Origin of the sequence: Limihaloglobus sulfuriphilus (assembly GCF_001999965.1) — a bacterium.
Taxonomy (GTDB): Bacteria; Planctomycetota; Phycisphaerae; order Sedimentisphaerales; family Sedimentisphaeraceae; genus Limihaloglobus; species Limihaloglobus sulfuriphilus.
The window spans coordinates 1,088,968-1,115,329 of sequence record NZ_CP019646.1 but is presented as its reverse complement, the minus strand read 5'-3'; the positions used below and the strand labels follow the sequence as shown (position 1 = coordinate 1,115,329).

The following is a 26,362-nucleotide window of genomic DNA, read 5'->3' as shown; positions in this document are numbered from 1 at the left end:
AGTAAACTTTATAGTTTCAAGGCAAAATGTCTCTATTGTATCGCTTGTTTGTGAAACATTAAAAATCTTGTTCATGCTTTTCAGAAAGGTATAACAACCATGGGGAAAAATCAAAATGTATCAAGGCGGAACTTCATCGCAGCCGCAGCCGGAACAACAGCTTCAGCAGGCAGCATTTTGACCGGTTTGAATGATGACACAAAGTCAGCAAATGAAAAACCTTCCATAGATTTTAAGAATATAAAAGATATTCCTGAGGATGTGAATATTCTATTTATCATCTCTGACCAGCACAGAGGTGATTTTCTTGGAAACCGAGGTATTCAGCCTGAGCTGAAAACCCCTTATCTTGACATGCTTTCTGAAAACGGGATATGTTTCAGAAGAGCCTATACGGCATGTCCACTATGCATACCAGCCAGGCCTGCGTACCTGACAAGCAAATACCCTTCGAATCTTGGTATGGGGGATAGAAAGGGGAAATGGCATTACTTTAACGCTTTAGAAAATCAATACACACTTCCCGCGCATCTGAATAAATACGGCTACCATACCGGTCATCTCGGCAAATCGCATTTAATCGGCGAAAGTGAAGAGCAGCTTTTTGGATTCCAGGAAAGAAAAATTGGTTTTACTTATGACAACCAGGATTACAGAGCCGCAACCAGTGAGGAGATAGCTACTGAATATTTAGAAAACGGAACAGGCGGCTATGGAGGGGGCAAGGAAACGTATAATTCTGAATACATCCCTTCCAGGATAGACTATCATGCACATTTTGATACGATTGTTGTAGATCATGCATTAGAGTTTATGAACAGAAACAAAGGTAATAAGTGGTATCTGCAGGTGGGGTTGGAGAAACCACACCCTACCCTTTATCCGCCGATTAGTTTTATGAAAGATGTCAATCCGGATAATGTAGTTATACCCAAAAACTGGAACAAGGTTTTTGGAGATGATATGCCGGAAAGAAAAAGGTGGTCGCAGCAAAATAACATGAACCAGGGTTTTAATGAAATGTATAAAAACCCAGAGACCGGAGAATGGGCAAGGCGAATAAGGCCGGAAAGCAGAGGCTGGACAGAGCAGGATGTTCGTAATACTGTGGCTGCGTATATAGCATGCATAAATTACGTGGATCACGAGATAGGTCGATTGCTCAATGGTCTTGCTCGAATGGGACTTTTAGATAAGACGCTTGTAGTTTATACATCGGATCATGGTGAACAGTGTCTTGACCACGGCATGATTCAGAAAAAATGCATGTTTGAAGGCTCGATCAACATCCCTATGATACTGTGCGGCCCGGGTATTAAAAAGACGGGTATTTTCACTGATGGCCTTGTTGAGCATGTTGATCTTTTTCCCACATATTGCGCGTATCTGGGAATAGAAGAACCGGAGGGGCTTGTTGGGGAAAATTTCACGCCTACTTTAAAAGAAGCCCTCCCTGCGAAAGATTATGCCTATAGCGAGTATTTCTGGGATTTCAGTGATGAGAATCGAAGGGACTGGGAAAGGGCCCTTGTCGGCAAGAGGTGGAAATATGTCAATAACGGCAAATTTGAACCAGAGCTTTATGATTATGAAAATGACCCCGGCGAGAACAATAATTTAGCGTTTGACCCAAAATATCAAGAGGTACTCGAAAAGATGCGGGAAGAAATGAAAAAACACAAGATCCAGTATAATATCTCTTGACATCGTAAAAAACACACCTGCCGCTATAAGGCCGGCTTGTAGCGGCAGGTGTAAAATGTCTATTATGTCTCTGGTTTATACGGCGAATTTTTCCAGAAAAATCTCGATCATTCTTTTGCTGTATCTGCCGGGATTTGAATCCTGGAGTTCTTTAACTCTCTCTATAGCCGGTTTTGCATCGTCTCCGAAGTATGAATCGAGTACGTTAATCGCGTAATGAACCGTCTCATCCTGAAGATTCTTCGCGTAGAGTTCTTTTATGAGTGAATCGGCGGCTGTTTTTTTCCGGCCGTGAAAATACAGCGATTGTGCCGCGGCAATCCGTACACTTGCCGATTCGTCGTTAAGGGCATTTTCAAGATTCTTAATGCCGTTCTTACCGGGTTTGTCCATTTCCCCCAGGGCCAGCACTGCCCAGTATCTTTCAGATGCATCTTTGCTCTCAAGTGCATTGTTTATCAATGGTCGATCACTATCTGACGGGTTGGACGACACATTTGCGATATTGAGCAGCCTTATAACCCGCTCTTTGCCTTCAGGTGAGTGAAAAATCTCATATTCACTGCCGCAGCGCTGCGTTTCGAGAGCCATTTCCGGCTCCGGCAGCAAACCGGTGTCACGTGTATCTACCATCCAGTTATAGAGTGCGGTCTGCAGTCGCTTCTTTCTAATGCTGTATTGAGGGTCATCGGCGAGATTTTTTGTCTCCCACGGATCATTCTCAAGGTCGTAGAGCTCTTCGAACGGCCTCCGGTCTGCCATCCATTGGGCCTGAACCGCATTGAGCTTACCATCTTTGTGCAGCCTTCGAAGCTCTTTCATGGTGTTACATTTTTCCGCATACGGAACAGGGTTGAAATACGGCTGGAAAGGCATAAAGTTTCGTATGTAGCGGAAGCGGCGGTCTCTTACAGACCTTATCATGTCATGCCGCTCATCAATCCTCTGTCTGGCGGCGAATATGTAATTACGCTGCGGAGGCAGATTCTCGCCGAGGAAGGCCCGTCCCTGCATGTGTTCAGGGGTCTTGATTCCTGCAAGATTAAGCACGGTAGGTCCCAGATCAATAAAGTTTATAAGTCTATCGTCAATGCTTCCAGGTTTGGGGCAGTCGTATGTTTTGAACTTTTCCGGCACACGAACAATAATGTGTGCCAGAGTGCCTGAATCGTACAGCCATCTCTTTGCACGCGGCAGGCCGTTGCCGTGGTCTGACCAGATAAACACGATGGTGTCTTCGTAAAGACCGGCCTGCTTGAGCTCGTCAAGCCGCTCTTTGACAAAATAATCAAACTCGGTAATTCGCTCAAATAGCCTGGCAAAGTCTTTCCTTACCGCTTCAGTATCGGGATAAATCGGCGGCACCTGCATATTTGCCGGATCCTGCCACTGCGATTTGTTTAGTTTCTCGGGGTGGGTGTTTTCAAAATCAGCACTGTTCCACAGCCTCGATTCGTGGGTCTCCATGAAGTTGAATACCGCGAAAAAGGGCTTACCCTCGGGGCAGTCTCTCCAGTGGCTGACAGGGCCTTTCTTTACACTGTCATTCTCGCCGGAAACATCCCAGGCATTCTTTGGTGTCTCAAAGTTGTAATCTTCTTTTGCCCTGTTGGTGCAGTAGTAGCCCTCTTTGCGGAGGTATTCGGTAAAGCATTTTATCGAATCAGGCTTTGATGCGGTACACCGCATGTTGCACGAGCCGAGACTTGAGGGATACATGCCGGTTATAATGCCCGATCTGCTGGGTGCGCAGACTCCGTGTACAGTAAAGGCGCGTGTGTAACGGATGCCCTCAGCCGCGAATTGGTCAATGTTTGGAGTTATTGCGAATTCTTCGCCCCAGCAGCCTAAATGCGGGGTTATGTCCTCAGTGGATATCCACAGTATGTTAGGACGCTGTTTCTCCAGACTGCGGCTAAAAGACGGCAGGACCGCCGAGGCTGCCAGACCGGCAAAAGCAGATTTTAAAAAGCTACGTCTTGAAAGACCTGTTAAATTGTTCATTTTTATCCCTTTTTCAAGTATAGATTTAACTATTGTTTGATAATTATATTTTAACTTTCAGGCATCAAAAAGCAAGCGATTACATGAAATTTAATATTATTTATTGCCCTAAACCGATTTCTGTTAATCGAAAAGGGTTTTTTTTAAATATATAAACACCCCTTGTTATTTCAAGTAGCATATTTTCTGCTTCTTTAATATTTTAAATTCCACGAGAAATGCTTGACACGCCAATTGTGGTTGTTATTATATCAATCGCTATGTAAGCGCTTAACTTAATTTGTAATTTAAACATTTTTTAACTTAACTCGTAATTAAATTGTATCTTCAAACAAAAGCCGGGAGCTGTAAATGAAACACAAAAGATTTTTAGTAAGTTTAGTCTTAGCCGCACAACTGTTCTGTACCTCATTTTTATTTTCTGATTCAATCAAGAGTAAAGTCAATATAGGCATATACAGCACTGGAAAATCAATAAGTGAAACTGAAAAACTGTTTGAAGGCAGCAATTTTGAAACTCTACTTGTAACCAATGACAACTTGTCAGATTTTTGCAGTGATCCTTCAAATATATTGGTGCTGCCCCCGGGCCAGATCTTGAATATTAAGACTGAGATACGGAAAATTATTCACAGCCATCTAAGCAATTCAGGAAATCTTATTGTTCTTAACCCAAAGGCGTTTGCGTTCGATGAATTAACCTTGTCCGGTCCTGTTGAGATAGAACAGATCGTCAAGACATTAGATTTTGCAGACAAACAAAACTGCAAGTTAGTCAAAGGAGCGGAGAGTAATTTTGAATATACTCTATGTGATTTCCCGAGGGAAAACGAAGTTCTTCAGATGGGGCTCCCAGACCAGGAAGCTGTTGAAGGAAGCGCGTTTGTTGAATTTCCTGTTAAAATCGAGGATGACCTTTCTAAATTTGTCGTACAAGCCAGAGTAAAAGGCCACACACAGCTCGATATCCTTACTGTTCGTGTTTTCGATGAAAATGGGCAGAGTTGGGTTGGATTCGCAGAGTTAACGTCAGATTGGGATGATTGTCAGGTTGCATTTGCAGACATGCTGCCTGAAGGAGAAAACGAAAGAGCGGTTAACCAGGCAGACCCGTCGAAAATCAATAAAATACAGCTGGGTATAGATTCCAATACTGTATGGGGAGAGGCTTCAGGCAGTATCTTTATTAGTGAAATTAAATTAAGCAGTTTCAACAGGAGCAGATACCCGCTTTCGGGAAACATTATAAGGTATCGCAAACTGTACGAAAAAGTGAATGCAGATTTTCCAGACTGGATGTTTGATCCGTTACGTGACAGCAAGCAGGTTAAGCCGGAAGAAGCTTATTTCTGCAATAATCTATTTAATATTGAAGGTTCCATGGATGTCTCAGGCACCCTGACTGCACTTCCGGAACGTTATGAGACAGCAGGCGGAAATCCTGAAACATTTATTCAAGTTATAAAGTCTCACGCAACGCGAAGAATTCCCTTTATTAAAATGGTTGATTCAAGCGGTATAGAGCACAGTCTGGCACGTTTAGATATTTACAGTGACGGCGATTATGCAGGCGCCTCAGTTGCCTTGTTCGGCCTGCCCGAGAGCAGTTACCAGGACAGAAGAGTCAGTCTGCTTTTACAGCGTCTTGCGATGTATATGGCGAATTCACCTAAAATACTTGATTGCACGACTAATATAAAGGATGCCGGCAACGGCAAATATGACTTCCAGTATCGCGTTTACGTACATAACCCTCAAAGTGATAAGGTTAAAAGTCTTTTTCATTTGGATATCGCTGATGGTACGCTCTCAGGAAGGACTAATAAAACTCTTGCTGCCGGAAAGATAACTGAATTAGATATAAACTGCGGCGGTGTTCCCGAGGATTTCCCGTTCACAAAGTTCAATATTACTTTAAATATGAGATCGGCAGCGGGCAATGATTTATTATCTGAAGATATTGATATAGAGAAAACACTCGAAAAGACTGCTAAGCATTTTATTCACCTTCAGTCAGTAAATTTTATGGACGCCGCTTATACGCATTGGTTCTATGGCGACGTGTATGCTGCAAGAATGATGCGGGCGTTCGGCGAATATACCAATAATCAAAACTATATAAATTCTGCGATGCGATGGGCTCATATGATTGCGGCGACGCAGACAGAGGATGGCGCATTCATTATGGGCTATGGCATGAGACGCAGAATGTATTTTGTAGGCGATAACGGCAGTATTTCACTGGCAATGGTTCAGCTTGCTTCACATGGCAAAGAATATGAAAAGAAGCTCTTTCTTGATGCCGCTGAAAAGAATTTCGACTGGATAGAGCAGTTCTTAGTAACACCGGAACGTTCAGAGCAGCTTGCTGAAGAGTTTGGTGAAAACGCAAAGGGAACAACAGTTGGCTACTACGGCATAGGTATGGTTTGTAAAGACTATGTTACAGATATTTTGCCTGATACAGAGTTCGGCAGACCGGAGTACAGAGGCTTTTCATGGACACTAGCCTGCAGTATGGGGTTTCGCCCCGGCTTAGCACGTCTTACAGGAGATTCTAGATATTTGGAATCTGCCAGAGGTGATGCAGTAACCTATATAGAAAATGACCTTACTACAACCGGTTATGCACCAGAGGGATTGGTTTGGCTGCACGAATACCTCTATGACGATCAACTCAGAGAGGAAGTAAGAAAAATGCTTGTGAATAAGTTTATTGAAGGATTGCCTAACTATCCTGAACGCTTCTGGCTTAAGAGTGGTTCCCGCCAGACATTGATTATGCCGGCTCTGGTTTACTGTATGCACCATATAGAGAATTCTCAGCGGACAAGAGCGGCTGTCCTGCGTACGGTAATTGGCCTCTGTGGTGATTATTCGCCTTACTCTATGCTGCGTGTCGGCCTCAATGTCCATAAGTGCACATTCCAGCCGGCTAATAACGAATCTCTCATGTATCTCAGGTTTGGAGCAATGGGGCTGATGGAAGTACTTGAACCTGACTCAACTATGTTAAAAATGAATTATTGCGATGATAATGAGGAATAATATTATGACTTTGAATAAATATTTCACACTCTTAATTATTACATTATCGGTGGTTACGGCTGTTTTCGCGGGAGATTTACACCAGAAAGCGGCAGAACCGCTGCACAGAGAAGTTCTTGTTGACGCGCTGGAGGCATATTGGGGCCAGGGGCCCCAGGAAGGCGACATTGTTGATCCTGATATGCAGATAATTAAGAAGGTTGAGCTTGAAGACCACTACAGATGGCATTTAAGCTATATGGTTGAAGACGACGATAAATCATTCGCATATCTTTTGCTTCCAAAGCCCATGCCAACTAAAGATAAGCCGCTGCCTCTGGTGCTGTGCCCCCATCCCACACATGGGGACGGCAAAAAATTTGTCTCAGGTTTCAAGCCCCAGGCAGATGAAATAACAACCGAAGGGCTAAAGCAGTATCAATATGGTTTAGACCTTGTCCGGCTGGGCTTTATAGCATTTGCACCTGATATGGCCGGATATGGCGAAAGGGTTGTAAAGGATAAGCCCAACACAAGGTATAACCCTGAGCATAGAGATGCTTTTAAGAAAAAATGGCTCAAAAAATGGCCAAAGGCGACCTGGCCGCACGGCAAACAGGTATGGGATATTCAAAGAGCATTGGATATGCTGGTAGAGCTTGAATTTGTTGACAGCGACAATATTGGTATCATTGGCTATTCATTGGGCGGCTGGACGGTTATGAATACTATGCCGCTTGACACGAGGATTAAAGCCGGTGTTGCTAATGCTGGCGGGACATTTAACTTTCTTCCCAGAGTCTGGACGGATCAAAAAGAGCTTTTGCAGTTCATCAACGCTAATAATGTTAAGAATATGCATAATATGTTTAATATTGGGATTATGGCAACAGCGCCCAGGCCCATGTTGTATATAAAAGCCTCTAATGACCACCGTGAGTATGCGAAAAAATGGGAAAATCAGATAGAGGGATTCAGGGTAATTAACGATTATTATAAGCAGAAGGGCAGCGAAGGTGACTTTGATATTTTACTTCACAACGACGGCCATTCATTTAAACAGGATGCTCAAATGCTCTCTTACGCCTGGCTTCACAAGCATTTATTCGGTAAAGATGAATTACTTTCTATTGCTAAAATTAAACGCGTCTTAGAGGATAAGTGATTTGTTAGCGTCTAATCCCTTTGTTTTAGATAGCTTAAATAAATCAAAAAATAGAGAATATAAGGAAATATTTATGATATTCAACAAGTTGCCACTGTGTTTATTTGTGTTTTTGTCTTCAGTTTCATTTGTTTTTGCGGGTCAATGGCATCAAAAAGCGGTGGAACCCCTTCCGCGTGAGGCTCTTGTTAAAGGGCTGGAAGCATATTGGGGCCAGGGGCCTCAGGAAAGCGACATTGTTGATCCTGATATGCAGATAATTGAGAAGGTTGAGCTTGAAGACCACTACAGATGGCATGTAAGCTATATGGTTGAAAAAGACGATAAATCATACGCGTATATCCTATTCCCAAAGCCTATGCCGACTAAAGAAAAGTCCCTGCCGCTGGTGCTGTGTCCTCATCCAACAAATGGATATGGCAAGAAAACGGTTGTAGGACTCGCAACAGCCGGCACTGAAGAAGAATTACAGAAGCTCCTTCAAAGACAGACCGGCCTCTACCTTGTTCGTCTCGGGTTCATTATTTTTGCTCCGGATATGGCCGGGTACGGAGAAAGGGTTTTGATAGATAAACCGACGAGCAGATACAATTTTGAACACGTAGAAGATTTTAAACAGAAATGGCTCAAGAAATGGCCTGATGCACGGTTCCCTCATGGGAAACAGATATGGGACATTCGGCGGGCTCTGGATATGCTGGTTGAATTTGATTTTGTTGATACCGACAACATAGGCATAATAGGTCATTCTTTGGGTGCCTGGACTGTTATGAATACGATGCCCATGGATGCCAGAATAAAAGCGGGCGTGGCCAATGCCGGCGGAACATTGAATTTCATTCCTGAATTATGGACAGATCACGGCAGGCTTCAAGCCTTTCTTGAGGCCGGCAATACTTATAAAAACATGCACAATATGTTTAACATTGGAATCATGGCAACCGCACCCCGGCCAATGCTGTATATCAAAGCCGAAAATGACCACCGCGACTATGCTGAGAGCTGGGCTAAACAGGCTGAAGGATTTAGAATTATAAATGACTATTATAAACAGAAAGACACTAACGGCGGTGAAGGTGATTTCGATGTTTTGCTTCAGCACAGCGGCCATTCTTTTCAAAAAGATGCGCAGATGTTCGCGTGCGCCTGGCTGCATAAGCATCTTTTCGGGCAAAATGTGACACTTTCTTTAGAAAAAGCTAAATCTATTTTAAATGAAGAGTGATTTGTTTTTTTTATGAATTTGAACCGGAATCGGTGACAGATACCATACTCAACAGGTTTTCAGTTATATAAAGGTATATCCATGAGTTTTAGAAGAATTTCAATACTTTTATTAGTATTTTCAGTTTCGTTTGTTTTTGCGGGCCAATGGCATCAAAAAGCGGCGGAACCCCTTCCGCGTGAGGCTCTTGTTAAAGGGCTGGAAGCATATTGGGGCCAGGGGCCTCAGGAAAGCGACATTGTTGATCCTGATATGCAGATAATTGAGAAGGTTGAGCTTGAAGACCACTACAGATGGCATGTAAGCTATATGGTTGAAAAAGACGATAAATCATATGCGTATATCCTATTCCCAAAGCCTATGCCGACTAAAGAAAAGCCCCTGCCGCTGGTGCTGTGTCCTCATTCGACAACAGGAGAGGGCAAAAAGGCCGTTGCTGGGCTAAGCTCAAGAGATGAAGAATATAAAAGACAGAGGCAACACGCCCTGGATCTTGTTCGACTTGGATTTATTACCTTTGCTCCTGATATGGCCGGATACGGCGAAAGAGTCTTGATAGACAAACCGGCTACCAGATACAATTTTGAACACGTTGCAGACTTTAAGCAGAAATGGCTCAAGAAGTGGCCCAATGCACGGTTCCCTCATGGCAAGCAGATCTGGGACATAAAGCGGGCATTGGATATGCTGGTTGAATTTGATAATGTTGACAGTGATAACATAGGAATAATAGGGCATTCCTTAGGCGCCTGGACGGTTATGAATACGATGCCGATGGATACCAGAATAAAAGCAGGTGTGGCCAATGCAGGGGGCACATTAAGATTTATTCCATACATCTGGGAAGAGCAAAAACGTCTCGTACAGTTTCTTAAAGCAGATAACGCTAAAAACATGCATAACATGTTCAATGTCGGACTTATGGCTGCAGCACCGAGATCAATTTTACACATAAAAGCTGCGAATGACTCGGAAGATTACGCAGAAAAATGGACGAACCAGCTGGAGGGCTTCAGAGTCATAAATGACTATTTTAAGCAGAAAGGCGGGGGCTCTTTTGCTGTGCTCCAGCAAAACTGTGGGCATACATTTAAGCGGGACTCAAGGTTTTTTGCGTATGCATGGCTTCATAAGCATTTATTCGAAGACAGAAATGGAGCCGTTCATTCTGCGATTACTCCCGTACCCCAGAACAACCCCAAAAGAGATTGGTGGATGCCGCGACATCAAGATATTGTTGAACGTGTGAAAAATGGCAACGTCGATCTTATCATGATTGGCGATTCCATCACTCATCGCTGGGACAGTACCGGTAAAGCGGTTTGGGATGAATACTACAGTTCCAGAAATGCCGTTAATATGGGCTTCGGAGGTGACCGTACCCAGCATGTCCTTTGGCGGCTTGAAAATGGTGAGATCGACGGGATCAATCCAAAACTTGCAGTTGTTATGATAGGCACTAACAATACAAATCTTAGAAACGGAAACACGACCGAGGAAATAGCTGACGGCATCATTGCTATATGCAAAAGACTCAGATCGAAGTTGCCCGAGACCAAGGTGCTTCTTCTTTCAATATTTCCTCGAGACGAGAAGCCTTCATACAAGCGGAATTTAAACGCGACAGCCTCGAAGATCGCTTCGGAAATAGCTGATGGAAAATGGATATACTATCTTAATATAAATCATAAGTTTCTTGATGAAAATGAAATACTGTCTAAAGATATAATGCCTGACCTTATCCATCCAAACGAAAAAGGATATCAAATCTGGGCAGAAGCAATGGAGCCAACCATCAAAAAATTGATGGGAGAGTAGTAACTTTTACAGTCATCCAAAAAATACTGACTGTTAGGGCGTGGTGTAAAAATATTCATAGTTCTCTTGAATTATGCTGATATTATGTAGTTGTCAAGAGGAAGTAGGACCACCTATGGTATACAGTTTATCTCATTGAAAAACAGTCACTTATGTGTTTAGATACATAATTTGCATTTTCGGGTAGATTCACTATAATTCAGCTCTTGTTTTATGAAAAATTACACCTTTATTAAGCATTATGAGCAAAACAATATGTCCCAAAACATCGAGATTATCAACATTGCTGTGAGGTTGATTGTGAAGGCCGCGGTTCTTGCTGCCGGGTTTTCTGGAAGGGCGCGAAAACGAAGCTTCAAACGGCTTGCCGGTATGGATATTGAGGAAAAACATAAAGAGCTTATCTTTCTTCGAGACAAGGTAAGCCAGCTTCAAACCCAGGTATCGATATTGCAGAAGGCTCTTAAAAAGCAGAACAATAAAAAACGCTATACTATTCGCGAAAAGCTGTTCATTCTATGCTATATGGAAACCTTCCAGATACCCAGGCGAAGAGTCACCGAGCACCTCGGCATAGCAAGGTCAACGCTTTATCGCTGGCTTAAGAATATAGAAGAAAAAGTTCAGGCAGTTGTCCCTGCAAACATAACACCCACCGAGCTGGCTGCTCTGGTCTGGAAGATAACAAAATCAAATGCAGGGTGGGGCAGGGTCAGAGTCGCCAACCAGCTCAAACTCCTGGGCATATTTCTCTCAGCCTCAACTGTGCGGAATATCCTCAACAGGCCGGAACCGCGAAAACCACCACGTAAAGCATCTAAACCAAAGAAAACAGAAGATGAAACCGAGGCTCGTTCAATCCCAGCCTGGTATCCAAACCATGTCTGGTCGATAGATACAACAATGGTCTATCAATGGGGCTTATTGGCGGTGCATGTTGTAGTAATAATAGATCACTTCTCACGCAAGATAACGGCTGCAGTACCGTTGGAAGGGCCCAATGCCGGTTGGGTAGTCAATGCCATGGAGGATGCAATCGAGAAGTACGGTTCTCCAAAGCACATCATTTCCGATCAGGGCAGTGCATTCATATCTGAGGCTTTCGCAGAATGCCTGAAGAATAACAACCATATAAAACACAGACTTGGAGCCATCGGAAAGAAAGGTTCGATCGCTGTAACTGAAAGAGCAAATTTAACCCTAAAATCAGAATGGCTCAATCATGTTCTTATCATCAGAGGCATCGACCATCTGCATGATTTATGCAATGAATTCCAGGTTTGGTACAATTCCTGGAGGCCGCATATGGCTTTAGACGGTAATCGGCCGGACGACGTATTCTTCGGTAACCTGCAAGAGGCTCCAAAGCGTGATGCCAAGACTGTTCCAGACAATATTGAAACACGCTATTTCTGTCAGGCCAGAATTACTGGATATCGGCTCAAAGAAGCTGGTTGAGAACTATTAAATTAACAAGTCAATTCCAATCATTTGTGGGGGATGTACATCCTGACACAGAAAATGAGCGATTTTACGCCCAAATTTTGTCTCGATTGGCTTACACCTGTCCCGCAAATTTCGCCAAACCAGAAATTCTATACACTTGTGAAAGAGCAAATAAGGCTAAATCTGGAGTTTTTCAGCGGTCTCGTGAGCGCTTGACAAGTACAGGTGGTCTCATTGCTGCTTAACAACTACATTAGGGACTGACCGCGCAGGCAGTACTTGAGACATTGTGCCGGATACAGATGCTTGATGTTGCCTTCGAGACACTGGACGGCAGGCTGCTTCTGATGGAAAGGTTCACCGAACCAGAACCGGAACATGACCTGATACTGCATCATCTTAAAATGGAGCTGCCACCGCAGAAACCGCCAAGAATTTACAGCCGGCAACGGAGAAAATAACACCCCTTTGGAGGGCAACCAACAGCCTTGGCGGTATCAAAAACCCACATTTAACCCCCTAACTGCGAAACTTGGGTTAAGGCGTAAACGGCATTTATTGTGGTCCGATAAGTTCTTGACAAGTACAAGAGTTTTCGGTTTTTGGTTGATAACGAAGAAATTTTCAATAAAATTTAAATATCTGAAGAATTATGTTGACAACTGAACCCTAATAAGTCATAATAATTCAAAGATGATAAAAACGTGAGAGTAAAAACCTTTTTTTAATGGCCAATATCATATGCTTACAGAGCTGAAAAATGGAAAACCGGGCATAATAGCCAAGCAAATTGAGATGGATTTTCTCAAAAAGGGTCTCCGTTCGGGTGACCGTTATTTTTCTGCCAATGAAGTAAGTGTTATGTTTGGTATAAGCCAGTCCACAGCGGATAGGGCTATGCGAATCCTTTCGGGCCAGAACAAACTGGTAAGAAAGCCTCGGGGCGGAACCTTTATAGGTCCCGGGGTGTCCCAACCAGATCGAATGTCTAAAATCAATGCTGTTTATGTCTTTTTTTCTGCGGGAATGGAAGAGGCTCTTTCTTTTGATATAATCAGTAAATGTATATACGAAAATTTCAGCAATGTGGGGATCCAGCTCATTTCGATACCCTCTGAGGGTGGTTTTAATTATTTTCGCGAGATAGTTGACGGTGCAATCGAAAGAGGTAACCTTCTTGGCTCTGTTCTAATCTGCGGAACAAGGGAGATGTACAGCTATCTGAATAAGCATAACATCAAATCCGTAGTTTTTGGCACTCTCTACTCGGATCAGGATTTTTTCATATCAACTGACAGGGACAGCACGCAATCTGCCCGGCTTCTAGTCAATTATCTTGTGAACAGAGGCAGACGCAAGTTGCTGATTCTTATAAAGAATGTCGGCAGAGCAGGTTCCGATCAATTTATTGATTCAATTTACGGTTCAGCAAGTATGGCAGGCCTTTCTCCGGCTGATATCAAAATCAGAATCTGTAATGGCAACCCTGAGGAGACAGTGGCAAGAATCAATGAGCTCTTTATTAACGGCAGCAGTCCTGACGGGATTATTGTTGACGGAGAATATATGCTGAACCTGGTAGAGAAGGTTTGTGCCAATCAGGATCTTGTATTAAATGAAGATATTGAAGTTGTTTTTGAGGCAGGTGCGATTTTTAATATCCGACCTCAGAAATACGCCCACACCTGTGTTATGAAAGAGAAAGAAATTTTTATCAGTGAACTTATTAGCAAACTCAGAGAGTTAACAGAGGGCAGGTCTTTGCCGTGCGAGCATATAGTTTTGCCGGTTAAGCTTGTAGAACCAAAGTAATATCGTTTATGCGGAGGCCGCGTATGGTTAAATTTTATTTGCCTGGATAGCTTTTTATAAGTGTTAGTGTTTTCTGTTTAATGCAGAAATGTTTAATTTGAACAAAATTTTTAAAGGAGAATTAAAGTGAATTACTCAAAAATGTTTAAAAAGTCAATGGTTGTTATTTTAAGTGTTTCATTTATTGCAGCTTCGGCCAGCGGAGCTCTGTCAGGATTTAAAGATTCTGCTGATTTTGATTACGGCTGGGAGATGGATTATTATCCCTGGGATACCGCTAATGTTGATCTTGACGCCAGCGGAGGCAGAGACTGGATCCAAAGCAGCTCAAGTCATTTCACGCTTAACGCGGGTATTTTGACATGTACGAGCTCAACAAGTGGAGGTTTGCTGGCTAATGACAGCAGCTACGATGAAGCCTTTTGGCCGCAGGCGAGTATGAATGCACAGACAGGTTTTACTACGGATTTCAGTATAAAAGTTACCTCTGATACAGGTTCTAACGGAGCCTTTAAGGTGCAGGTCAGTCCCTATGACAGCACGAATACCGATGTTCTTTTTATTGGAGCCGATCATGTTACTTATTACGTTGATGGCGGAGATAATATAGTACTGGATACATCGGATAATACTGATGCGTTTCACAGTTTCAGAATAGCCCGCCACATTGACGAGCCGACAACAAGTTCTATCTGGAGAGATGGTGTTCTTATAGGCGATAGTCTTGCTGTAACCTGGACACCTACTGGACACCGGTACTACATTGGTGATATAGACAGCTCTGTTAACGGCACGTATGAAATGGATTATCTACGCGTTACGCCCGGCGCATGGGCGGTTCCGGAGCCTGCAATGTTGAGTTTGTTTGGTCTTGGAGGTTTGGCTTTATTTCGTAAAAGGAGGCATAATAGAAAGTAATCAAGCTTGTTGCATTAGTTTTTCATAGTAAATAGAACAGAGCTGAAATTAAAGGTAGGGGTAAATTCTGATTAAGTAAAAATTTATCCCTGCCTTAGCTCTTTGGGCTTTCACAAAAAAGAAAGCAAGGAGACAAAAATGAAATTATTTCAAATTTTAACAATGTTTTTTTTCTCACTGACGTTAGCAGTTGCTGTCAGTGCGGATTTACCGGCTGTAAACAGCGGCGATATATTTACACATGTAAGTGCTGATTCTGGTGTTTATATCCAGCAAGGCGGTTCACAGGCAAGCGATGGCGACTTGGTCGGTTACTGGCAGGATCAAAGCGGCAACGGCAATAACGCCAATAATTTTGACTCTACAGGTGAAAGTAAGCCGACTTTCCTTGATAATGCTGTTAACGGCAAGCCGGTTTTGCGATTTTTTGGCGCAAATTATCTTGACTTTGGTTTCAATCAATACCTCACTCAGCCCAACACTGTATTCTTAGTAGCTTATAATCTGGGAGAAAACGGTTATTACATAGACGGTATTACATCTGATGACAGGCAGGCGTTTATGGTTGCCGATGGTTTGAATGTGATGTGGTCAGGAAGTTATTTTTGGCAAGACCATTCAAAACCTAGGACCTGGATAAATCATACTTTGGTTTATAATGACACCTCCTCGCAGTATTACACTGATGGTGTTCTCCAGGCTGCCGGCAGTGCCGGTGCTAGTAACTTTGGATGGGGTTTAAGGCTGGGTTCCCGTTATTCCGGAAGTCTTTACGGCTGGTTTTATGTGGCGGAGATGATTATCTATGAAGGCAGTCTGACAGAGAGCGACATCACGCTGGTAAACGATTATCTGTCACAGAAATATAATATCACCGGTGAGGAATCTCAGCCGGTCAATACAGGTGCAGGGACACTGGTTGCTCAATTTGACGGAACCGATATAACAGCAGACGGAACCAATGTACTTGTGTGGAACGATCAGGTCGATGACGTGGATTACCCGCTGGACCTTGCCGCTGTGGAGGTCGATATGGGTGATGCCTCTGGTTATCCACAACTTGAACAGTACGATTTTGGAGAAGGTTCGGGACTTAAGAATGTTATTCGTTTCAACCTGCCCGAAGGAAGCTCTTCTGGTACTCACCTGCAGAGTTCAGCTATTCCAAGCACCCAGGCCGGCCCTACCACTTTTTTTGTAGTAGCCCGCAGAGACACTCACGGATTTTCAAGCTACCTCTTTGACGGCATCAGTGATAATGCCCGGCGGGGTGTTTCAGCTAACGGTTTAACAGATACACACAGACTGCAGGTTCCTGAATTTGACAGTGTTGGTGTTGATGTTGGAGTCTGGCAAGTGTTCAGTGCAGTGTTTAATGAAGAGTTTTCACAACTGTTTATAGATGGTTTTACAGCCGATGAATATGGTTTCAGCGGTGTAGATGCATTCGAAGGACTTACTGTTGGTTCGCGTTATTCCGGTTCCAATACGATGGACGGCTGGATTGCAGAGCTCCTGGTTTATGAGGGTGCTTTGGATGCTGATTCGCGAAAAGCTGTCGAAGCCTCGTTGATGCAGAAGTACAACATTACACCGTTCTGCGGAGCATCTTATACACAATACAGTCCGATGGACTTTGACAAAAACTGCATAGTTAATTTCATGGATTATGCCAAATTCGGCCAGAGCTGGCTTGATGATTTTGCTTCTATTGGAATAAGCAGTCTATCCGGCATTAAACCCTCTGCAGACTTCGCCCATGGCTGGGAAATGGACTACTACCCCTGGGATGTAGCCAACGGCGTAGATGAGGATAATGATGGTCAGATTGACTGGGTTCGAAGCAGCTCAAATCACTTTGAACTCAGCACTGAAGGAACTTTGGTGAATATCAGCGATGTAAGCGGTTCGTTATTGGCCAATGATGACAACTGGGATCAGGCCTTTTGGCCGCAGCCTGATATTAACGCGGCAACAGGATTTACCACAGAGTTCAGTATAAAAATAACCTCTGACACAGGTTCTAACGGAGCTTTCAAGATACAGGTCAGTCCTTACGACAGTGTGAATACCGATGTTGTCTTCATTGGGGCTTCTCATGTTACTTATTATGTCGATGGCGGAGATAATATAGTATTGGATACATCTGATAATACTGATGGTTTCCATAGCTTCCGGATTGCCCGCCATGTTGACGAGCCGACAAAGAGTTCTGTCTGGAAAGATGGTGTTCTTATAGGTGATAGTCTTGATGTGACCTGGACACCTTCGGGGCCTCACCGTTACTACATTGGTGATATAGACAGCTCTGTTAATGGTACTTATGAGATGGATTACCTCCGTATTGACCCGGGTGCCTGGGCGGCTCCGGCGCCTATGGATTTCGATGAGGACGGAATTGTAGGTTCTAAGGATTTGAAATCTTTTGCCCTGGATTGGCTCAATGATACAGATCCTGCGAATATTGAGTAATATTGTTAATTTGGCAATTTGATATGCGGCGGCACGGAGCCGCCGCATATATTATCTGGGAGATAATAAAATGAAACACCGTTCAAACCATAATTTTTATCGAAAAACCATACCAGGTTTTACTCTCATCGAATTACTGGTGGTAATATCTATCATAGCTTTGCTTATGGCGATTCTAATGCCGTCTTTAAACAAAGCCAGGCGTCAGGCCAGGGTTATTACATGTTCGGGCAACATTAAACAAATGATAATCGGAATGAATGTATATGCCTCCGAGAATAACGGAAAATGCCCGGAAAGGCCCGATATTGTGTTCCCATCTAAAATATGGAATACTGGAGACGATAAAGATGTTTTGAATATGTTCGACCAATATATTATTGCCGGTGCAAAAACCTCTGATATAACGTTTTGCCCTTTCATTGATAAACGTTCCTGGCTCAGGCCAAGGCTCAACGGTGTTCCAAACACTATGACTGATGATGAAGCGGAAAAATATGCCCAATATTTATATGTCAAATGGACGGGCTGTAACTTTGGCTATTCACTCTTTACAGGGTTAACGGCTCCGGGATTAAACTGGGAATATTCGGGTAACCGCAATCTTAAACACACCTTTCTCAGCACAAACAGCACGGATGTTGTGTTAGCCGATTTTGTTCAGGTCAGGCTTGATTTATGGTTTTCCAGCCACGCTCCGGCGGGGGGGCAATTGCCGCAGGTATGGGATTCCCGGCCAACACCGCTTGTCAGCCCGAATCCAAAGGCTCCGAAGGGCTTTGGAGGGCTCAACGTGGGTTTTGGAGACGGGCATGTGGAAAACCGCAGAGAGACAAAAAATTCTATTGTTGACAGGACTAATTCATCAGTAGAGTGGTATGTTTATTAAGTTGAAAGAGATTTTGGAATGAAATTAACACTCGAGTTGTCTGCTTTACTTGTCTTAATCCTCTGTTGCAGTGTTTTTGCGGATGAGCTGCCGGATGTTGAATCGGCTCCTTTACATAGCTGGTTCTATGCGGACAGCGGTGTTTTTGTTGAGCAATCAGGTCAGAAAGCCGCAAATTATTCAGAAGTTGGATTCTGGCAGGATCAGTCCGGTAATGGGCACTATTTGCAGCAGGACAATGCCTTAAAAAGGCCGTTTTTAATCAACGCTCTGATTGAGGGTAATTCTGCTCTCAGGTTTTATGGCGCCAATGGTGATGGGCCGAGATTTGAAAATCGGGAGTTCTCACTCTGGACTAATTTTGAAACGTCGTTGCAACAGCCCAATACTGTCTTTGTTGTGGTAAATACAAGGAACGTCTTGAATGAATATATTTTTGACGGACTGACTTCTTCATCAAGACATTATTTAATTGTTGGTCAATCCAATAATCCCAGAGTCTGGACTTTGGGTGCCAATAAGACGGCTTACTCCACGGATGTGCTAAATGGCAATTTTCTTGTACACACTCTGGTATATGACAGTGCGGATTCCAGACATTATATAAACGGTTCGATTCAAGGAGTTTTTGATACAGGCAGCGGTTCTCTGGGCGGGTTGCGGATTGGCAGCAGATATAGTGAAGAAGGGTTCGCTGATATGGATTTAGCGGAATTGATAATTTACAATGGTGCTGTTGAAAAAACTGATAGAGAAAATGTCGAAAAGTATCTGATGGAGAAATACGGAATTTTCCCTCACTGCGGCAGTTATAATGCAGGTTTTCCCGTTGCCGACCTGAACCGGGACTGCAGAATCAATATTTTCGATTTTACTTTTTTAGCAGATCAGTGGCTTGAGGATACATCCGACCAGGCAGAAAAAGGAGCTTTGTATCCTGAAATAAGCCCCAGATATACAGATATCTTCTGGCAGGGTAAAGACGGAATTGACACCTACAGGATCCCTACACTCCTTAAAACATCTAACGGTGTTATTCTGGCGATTGCACAGGCCAGGAAGTATAGTTTTGCCGATAAAAGTCCAACTAAAATAGTTTTACGCAGGAGTTACAACGCAGGTGAATCATGGCTGCCCGCGCAGGACATTGTTGATGTAGGCAATGATGCTGCTATGGCCAACACTGCTCTTTTAGATGAGGATACGGGCAGAATATGGTTATTTTACGTTGTTTACCCTCAGGGCTGGGATGACAATAACCCCATCGCGGGACTGACATCTCCTTCTACTACCGTTTGGACAACTTACAGTGATGATGACGGAGCGAGCTGGAGTATAGCCCGGGATATTACTGCAAGTGTGAAACTTCCAGAGTGGACAAATTATGCCACAGGCCCGGGAGTCGGCATTCAGCTCAAGAGAGGCAGCTTTGCGGGCCGTCTGGTAGTTCCTTTTAACTCAGGGGCCGGCAATCATATAATTTACAGTGACGACCATGGACAGTCATGGGACATTGCAGGCTCAGTTCCGGTAGGAAGTGAGAGCCAGATTGTCCAGCTTTATAATAATAATCTCCTGCTGAATATCAGAAGCGGCAGGCAGTATGGGCGTTACATATCCCAAAGTACAAACAATGGAATGACCTGGTCTCCAACTTATTATGACTCAACACTCATAGAACCTGTTGGTACCGGAGGTTCAGCTTGTCAGGCCAGTATATTAAGATATACGGATAGTTCTGAGTATGACTGTAACAGGATATTATTCAGTAACCCTGCCAGTGGTGTTGCACGGCAGAATCTGACAGTTCGATTAAGTTATGATGAGTGTCAGAGCTGGCAGTTTTCAAAGATAATAAGTCCTTTAGCGGCCGGTTATTCATGCCTGACGGTGTTGCCTGATAACAATATCGGGGTGCTTTATGAAAATGGCCGGGAATATTCAGCTGAAAAGATAACCTTTGCTTCTTTTTCTTTGAGATGGCTTACAGACAACAAAGATGGAATTTAGGAGAGTATTTTTATGGCTAAACTGACACGCAGGTCTTTTCTATGTATGGCTGGTTCGGGGGTTTTAAGTCTTGGGTTTTCTTCGCTGCTTTCAGATGAAAAACTAAAACGTCCAAATATTTTGTTTATTGTCTCTGAAGATACCGGCCCGGAATTAGGTTGCTATGGAGACAGGTATGCCCGGACTCCGTCGCTGGATAAACTGGCTCAGAAAGGTGTCCGTTTTGAAAATGCATTTGTTCCGTATTCTGTATGCAGCCCCTCGCGAGCGAGCTTCTTAACCGGGCTGTATCCTCATCAGCACGGCCAGATAGGTCTGGCCACTCATAAATATCGCATGTACAGGGAGTTTCCCAGCATCCCGAGTTTTCTTAAGCAAGCGGGGTATCGTACCGGAATTATTGGAAAGCTGCACGTTAATCCCGAATCCGCTTTTCCCTTCGATTTTCATGAGATTAAAAGTTCTAATTTCGGAAAAGGCGAAAGAGACGTTGAAGAATATGCGGACTCGGCTATGAAGTTTATTTCTGCTTCAAAAGAACCGTTCTTTTTGTTTATTAATTATCCGGATACTCATTTCCCGCTGCTTCGTCAAGACCATGGTCTGCCAAAAGAGCCTCTTGAGGGCAAAGATGTTAAAACGCTGCCCTGGGTTGGCATAGACAACCCCAGGCTGCGTGAGTTTACAGCTGATTACTATAACTCTATCAGTCGTCTTGACAGCGGTATAGGAATGTTGTTGGACAAACTTGAAAAAAGCGGCAAAAAAGATAATACTCTGATTATTTATATCGGCGATCACGGACCTCAGTTTTCCCGTGGAAAGACATCTGTTTATGAAGCAGCGCTGAGGATTCCGATGATTGTTTCTCGGCCCGGACATATTCAGGAAGGTATTGCTCCAGAAGAATTAGTTTCAACGATCGATATCCTTCCAACAATACTCAAGGCTTGCGGGATTACTGTGCCGGATAATCTGCCGGGCCTTGCTTTACAGCCTCTGATGGGAGGTGAGAAAACCCGCTGGCGTGATTATATTTATGCGCAAACTAACGGCTCGGCACCGGTTTTTTATTTCCAGCAGCATTCGATCCGCGGAACGCGTTTTAAGCTGATAATCAACCCGCTGCAAAACAGGAAGAACCCGTGTGCCGTCGCCTACAAAACTCATCTTAATGCTTTCTTTAATGCCGGCGTATTACAGGAGGAGATTGACAACGCTGGCCAAAAGATACAAAAAGTATATGAGACTTACCTGAATCCTCCTGAATATGAATTATACGATTTGAAAAATGATCCGTATGAATTTGATAATTTGGCGTATGACACGGATTATTCGGTAGAAAAAGAACGTTTATTGAGGGCATTTAAGCAATGGCAGAAACAGACACAAGATCCATTGTCTGACCCTGAGAAATTAAAAAAACTTACTAAAGAACATGACAGACTAAAAAACTATAATTACAAAAAAGATAAACAGTTTGAATGGGAGTATCCAGAATACTTTTTTGGAAATTAAGATTTTACATCCCATAAAAACAGCAATTTAATTTTAGAAACAAAGAAGAGTTTTTATTATGGAAACCAGACTATACAGTGCAATATGTACCCCTCTTACAGAGGAGGAAACGCTGCACAAAGACGGATTTAAAGAGCACATTGACCAGCAGTTCAATAACGGTATTTATGGAGTTTTGATTTGCGGCACTATGGGCAATATGCAGCTTTTGAAGGATGAAGTCTATAGAGATGCCGTCAAATACGGCACAGAATTTTCTGCACAGAAGGGCGAGGTCTTCATTGGTGTCGGAGATGCTTCTTACAGCAGAACACTGGCCAGGATCGAATTCGCCCAGCAATTCGACGTTGACGGTCTTGTGGTACTCTGTCCCTACCTGGTTAAGTATTCTCAGGATGAGCTCGTAGATTACTTCAGTGCTTTGGCAGATGCCTCTTCCAAACCTGTGTATCTTTATGATTTGCCCGTGCTTGCCGGCATGAAAATATCCCATGATACGGTTCTCAAACTCTCTAAACATCCAAATATCCATGGTGCAAAATGCTCCGACATCTGGGAAGATACCCGTATTCTGATGGGAAAGGTCAATAGTGATTTCCGCATAATTCCCGCCCAGCCTTTTCTTGTTGATCATCTTGTAAGGATGGGTGTCAGTGACAATCTCGACGGTGTGTATTCGATATGTCCTGAATATATATCACTGCTGGCAGATACTGCAGCCTCCGGCAATGTTGAAAAAGCCTCTCAAATGCAGTCCCGGCTCTCTTCATTCCTGATGAATATGCGGAATAACTTTCCACTCCATGATGCGTTTTCAGCTATACTTAACCGCAGAGCAGTTCAGGGGCAAATAGCTCTCAGGCCCATGAAGAGAATGATTGAGCGTCAAAGAGAGGAACTTTTCGAAATAGAATTTGTTAAGCAGATAACCGGCAATAACCGGGGAAAAACAATACAAAACACTAAAGAGGTAATCAATGTCTAAGAAACTGATTTTTATAGTTAATATCCTGTTATTGTTTTCAGTCTCATGCAGCGGAATGGGCAAGTCTGCGTATGTTCTCAAGGACAGCAACCCGAATGAGCCCGCCCAGTTGGACCTGTTTGTCAGCGGCAGAGAAAATACAGCAAACTACCGAATTCCCGCGATTCTTACTACCCCTTCAGGAGCTGTTGTGGCGGTCTGCGATGCAAGAAAAGACCGCCCGGGCGATCCTCCAAACAACATCGACTGCGTGATTAAACGCAGTCTGGACAACGGAAGAACCTGGAGCGATGTAAAGACAATCGCAGATTATCCGGGGATGAGAGCCGCAGGTGATCCTACACTATTCTATGACAGGCTGACGAATACTATGTGGGTGGCTTACGTTTACGCCAATGAAGGAGTGGGTCTGGCCCGAGGCAAAAATGAACCGGGTTATGGCGATGATACTTTTCACATACGCCTTCAGCAAAGCAAGGACGATGGGGTTACCTGGAGCAGTCCGCTTGATATAACACGTCAGATAAAACCAGAAGAGCTTATTGCTTCTTGGACAGCTCCGGGAGTAGGAGTTCAGCTCAAGCGGGGAGAGAAAGCCGGAAGGCTTATTTTCTGTTTCAGCGTGATGAACGCCGATAAAAGGCAGGACTCCTATGTCGCATACAGTGATGATAGCGGTAATACCTGGCAATCATCAAGAGCCGGCGTCGGCACCAATGAGAGCCAGGTTGTAGAGCTTAATGACGGCAGGCTAATGATTGTGCTTAGAACAAACACCGTAACCGGTATTCGAGAAATCGCATACTCGGATAACGGCGGCGAAAACTGGCAGCCGCAGTTTGAAAGCGATGTACTTATAGACCCGCGGTGTCAGGCAAGTATATTACGCTACAGTTCTACCAAAGACGGAGATGAAAGAGATCTCATCCTCTACTCAAACCCGGCTCATGCAAGCAAGCGAAGAAACCTTACCATCCGGGCAAGTTTCGATGAAGGTAAAACCTGGCCTGTGGCTAAAACTATTAACCAGGATTATTCCGGTTACTCCTGCTTGACCAGGCTGCCGGATGACAGTATAGGCGTGCTTTATGAAAGAAACACCTCCCAGGATGGTGAGAAAAAGCATACTCTTACATTTGCCAGGTTTTCACTTGACTGGTTAATTAATGATTCATCTGAGAAATAAAGTTTTGTCTTTGTTGATGATATTAAATCTGAAAATACCTCTTTCTTTGTTATTGTTGCTTTTTCTTTTGAAAGGCTCGGCTCAAACGCCTCCGGTATTGGAAGAAGAGTATTCCGGTAAGATAAGTGTAGCCTGTGTTGGAGACAGTATCACGTATGGTTCAAAAATAGAACAAAGGAACCTCTACTGTTATCCGGCTCAACTCGAAAGACTGCTGGGCGAGAAGTTCGAGGTGAAAAGCTTTGGCCGACCCGGCGCAAGAGTAAGCATCTCTTCTTCGAATAATTATATGAATTTTCCTGAATATGAGGAATCTTTAAAATGTAATCCTGATATTGTCGTAATCAGTCTGGGTATAAATGACTGCTCTGTCGGTGAGTGGACGGATAACAAGAGTGTTTTTACAGAAAGTTACGAAAAACTCATTCAATCCTATCAGAATTTAGATTCGCAGCCCAGAATATGGCTTACAAATCTTATGCCTGTTATGACACCTTATGAGCCTTTTCTTGAGATCCAGGAAAATATCGAAGAGTGTCAAGCCTTAATCGAATCTTTGGCCTTGCGAAAAAAGATCACTTTAATAGATTTGTTTACTGAACTTAATAAACAACACCGAATCTACGCTCGAGATGGAATACACCCCAGCATTGAAGGGGCTGAAATTATCGCTGAAAAGATTTGTTCGGCAATAACGGGGAACTTTGGCGGACTAAGCCTTCCGTACGTTTTTGGCGACAACATGGTCATACAAAGAAACAAACCGTTTCGCATCTTCGGTAAGGGCGACGTAGGCGATAATATCCTTGTTGAAATATCAGAATTCGAGAAAGAAACAATAGTTGACGGCAACGGTAACTGGGAAGTCGAACTTCCCGCATTAAAAACAGGAGGACCTCATACGTTAAGCGTATCAGGCGATAGAAGAATTGAATTTTCCAACGTTATGGTCGGGGAAGTCTGGTTTTGTGCCGGTCAGTCCAATATGCGTTTTCCGTTAAAGTCGGATTCTGATGCAGCCGCTCAGCTTAAGTTAGCCGGGAATTATCCTGAAATACGTTTGCTCAGACGTGATGTTGATCCGCACCCGGCAAAAAAAGTTTTCAAAAAAGATGAATTAGAAAAAATACAGATGGACGGTTACTACTCTGGTCTCTGGCAGGTGTGCTCCGAAGATAGTGCAGGTGATTTTTCCGCGGTGGGTTATTATTTCGCGCTGCATCTGTATAAAGCTCTGGATGTACCCGTTGGGATTATTCAAAATGCTATCGGCGGCGCGCCTATGGAAGCCTTTATGCCCAGAGAGGCATTGCGGAAAGAGCGGCTTTATAATTTGACGAATAATTGGCTCAATGCTGATGCACCGTCCTGGCACAGGCAAAGGGCAGAGCTCAACATGAGCAGCCGGCAGGGAAATGATGAATGTATGCTGCCTCACCATCCTTATGAGCCGACATTTATATATTATGCCGATATCGAGGAAATGATGCCTTACGTGTTAAGGGGAGTAGTATGGTATCAGGGTGAGTCCAACGCAACCGATACTGATACTGATAAGCCCTGGGATTCGGAAATAAACAAAGAGCTGTTCAAGGGGCTTGTTACAAGCTGGCGCCGGCAATGGGGGATTGGAGACTTTCCATTTTATTATGTCCAGCTTCCTAATATGAATCGAAACTGGATGCCGTTCAGGCAGATGCAGTTTGAAGTATTAACTGAATTACCGGCTTTGGGCATGGTGGTTGCCATTGATATAGGAGACGATAATAATGTCCACCCCAAATCAAAATATGAAGTTGGCAGGCGTTTGAGCCTGTGGGCCAGGGCAAATATATATGGTGAAACTGACCTGATCTATTCAGGTCCTGTATTCAATAAAAAGCTGCGGCGGGAAGATGGTAAATTGCTTCTTGATTTTGATTTTAAGGGCAGCGGCTTGGCGACAGTTTGCGGTAATGAGCTAAAAGGCTTCGAAGTAAAAAATGCTCAAGGTCTATGGTCGGATGTCAGCTCCTGTGTATATGCAGATTCTATAGTTCTTGACATTTCCGAAGACGACAGGGTCGTTGCTCTCCGGTACGCATGGAGTCCTAACCCGAAAGCCAATCTTATAAATAAAGAGGGGCTTCCGGCAAGTCCCTTCTACTTCGAAATGCCCGCTCAGAAAAATAATAATAAATAGA

Annotated in this window: 17 protein-coding genes; 16 read left to right on the top strand and 1 reads right to left on the bottom strand. The window is 43.6% G+C overall.

Annotation, left to right across the window (positions count from 1 at the left end):
- The first annotated feature begins 99 nt into the window (after nt 1–99).
- Nucleotides 100–1,704 carry a sulfatase family protein gene (locus tag SMSP2_RS04240; protein ID WP_146682766.1) on the top strand — a complete coding sequence of 535 codons (1,605 nt, stop codon included), beginning with the start codon at nt 100–102 and terminating at the stop codon, nt 1,702–1,704.
- Nucleotides 1,705–1,779: 75 nt separating this feature from the next.
- Here SMSP2_RS04240 and SMSP2_RS04235 read toward each other — a convergent pair whose 3' ends face one another.
- Complete coding sequence (locus SMSP2_RS04235; RefSeq protein WP_146682765.1) at nt 1,780–3,708, bottom strand: sulfatase-like hydrolase/transferase; 1,929 nt, start codon at nt 3,706–3,708, stop codon at nt 1,780–1,782.
- A 351-nt stretch (nt 3,709–4,059) separates the two neighbouring features.
- Here SMSP2_RS04235 and SMSP2_RS04230 point away from each other — a divergent pair, with 351 nt between their 5' ends.
- From SMSP2_RS04230 to SMSP2_RS04165, 15 genes are all read left to right on the top strand, one after another.
- Nucleotides 4,060–6,756 carry a hypothetical protein gene (locus tag SMSP2_RS04230; RefSeq protein WP_146682764.1) on the top strand — a complete coding sequence of 899 codons (2,697 nt, stop codon included), beginning with the start codon at nt 4,060–4,062 and terminating at the stop codon, nt 6,754–6,756.
- 4 nt (nt 6,757–6,760) lie between these two features.
- Nucleotides 6,761–7,900, top strand: a complete 1,140-nt coding sequence (locus SMSP2_RS04225; protein ID WP_186804854.1) for an alpha/beta hydrolase family protein — start codon at nt 6,761–6,763, stop codon at nt 7,898–7,900.
- 73 nt (nt 7,901–7,973) lie between these two features.
- Nucleotides 7,974–9,125, top strand: coding sequence for an alpha/beta hydrolase family protein (locus SMSP2_RS04220; RefSeq protein WP_146682762.1), 1,152 nt, complete (start codon nt 7,974–7,976; stop codon nt 9,123–9,125).
- Between the two features lie 81 nt (nt 9,126–9,206).
- Nucleotides 9,207–10,943 carry a platelet-activating factor acetylhydrolase IB subunit gene (locus SMSP2_RS04215; RefSeq protein ID WP_146682761.1) on the top strand — a complete coding sequence of 579 codons (1,737 nt, stop codon included), beginning with the start codon at nt 9,207–9,209 and terminating at the stop codon, nt 10,941–10,943.
- 255 nt (nt 10,944–11,198) lie between these two features.
- Entirely contained in the window at nt 11,199–12,401 is a 1,203-nt protein-coding gene (locus SMSP2_RS04210; RefSeq protein ID WP_186804853.1) for a DDE-type integrase/transposase/recombinase, read from the top strand.
- A 290-nt stretch (nt 12,402–12,691) separates the two neighbouring features.
- Complete coding sequence (locus SMSP2_RS14795; protein WP_186804852.1) at nt 12,692–12,850, top strand: hypothetical protein; 159 nt, start codon at nt 12,692–12,694, stop codon at nt 12,848–12,850.
- 280 nt (nt 12,851–13,130) lie between these two features.
- Entirely contained in the window at nt 13,131–14,201 is a 1,071-nt protein-coding gene (locus SMSP2_RS04205; protein ID WP_146682759.1) for a GntR family transcriptional regulator, read from the top strand.
- 126 nt (nt 14,202–14,327) lie between these two features.
- Nucleotides 14,328–15,119 (top strand): PEP-CTERM sorting domain-containing protein, encoded by a 792-nt coding sequence (locus SMSP2_RS04200; protein ID WP_146682758.1) that lies wholly within the window; start codon nt 14,328–14,330, stop codon nt 15,117–15,119.
- A gap of 138 nt (nt 15,120–15,257) precedes the next feature.
- Nucleotides 15,258–17,591 (top strand): LamG domain-containing protein, encoded by a 2,334-nt coding sequence (locus tag SMSP2_RS04195; protein WP_146682757.1) that lies wholly within the window; start codon nt 15,258–15,260, stop codon nt 17,589–17,591.
- 70 nt (nt 17,592–17,661) lie between these two features.
- Entirely contained in the window at nt 17,662–18,480 is an 819-nt protein-coding gene (locus SMSP2_RS04190; RefSeq protein ID WP_146682756.1) for a type II secretion system protein, read from the top strand.
- An 18-nt stretch (nt 18,481–18,498) separates the two neighbouring features.
- On the top strand, nt 18,499–20,490 hold the full coding sequence (locus SMSP2_RS04185) for a sialidase family protein (RefSeq protein ID WP_146682755.1): 1,992 nt from the start codon (nt 18,499–18,501) through the stop codon (nt 20,488–20,490).
- Nucleotides 20,491–20,502: 12 nt separating this feature from the next.
- The gene (locus SMSP2_RS04180) at nt 20,503–22,008 is read left to right on the top strand and encodes a sulfatase family protein (protein ID WP_146682754.1); all 1,506 of its coding nucleotides are present in this window, start codon (nt 20,503–20,505) and stop codon (nt 22,006–22,008) included.
- A 58-nt stretch (nt 22,009–22,066) separates the two neighbouring features.
- On the top strand, nt 22,067–22,993 hold the full coding sequence (locus SMSP2_RS04175; protein ID WP_146682753.1) for a dihydrodipicolinate synthase family protein: 927 nt from the start codon (nt 22,067–22,069) through the stop codon (nt 22,991–22,993).
- Nucleotides 22,986–24,179 carry a sialidase family protein gene (locus tag SMSP2_RS04170; protein WP_146682752.1) on the top strand — a complete coding sequence of 398 codons (1,194 nt, stop codon included), beginning with the start codon at nt 22,986–22,988 and terminating at the stop codon, nt 24,177–24,179. Before SMSP2_RS04175 ends, SMSP2_RS04170 begins: the two co-directional genes overlap by 8 nt.
- A 67-nt stretch (nt 24,180–24,246) precedes the next feature.
- A complete protein-coding gene (locus SMSP2_RS04165; RefSeq protein ID WP_186804851.1) occupies nt 24,247–26,361 on the top strand; it encodes a GDSL-type esterase/lipase family protein in 2,115 nt (704 codons plus the stop codon).
- Nucleotide 26,362: the final 1 nt, after the last annotated feature.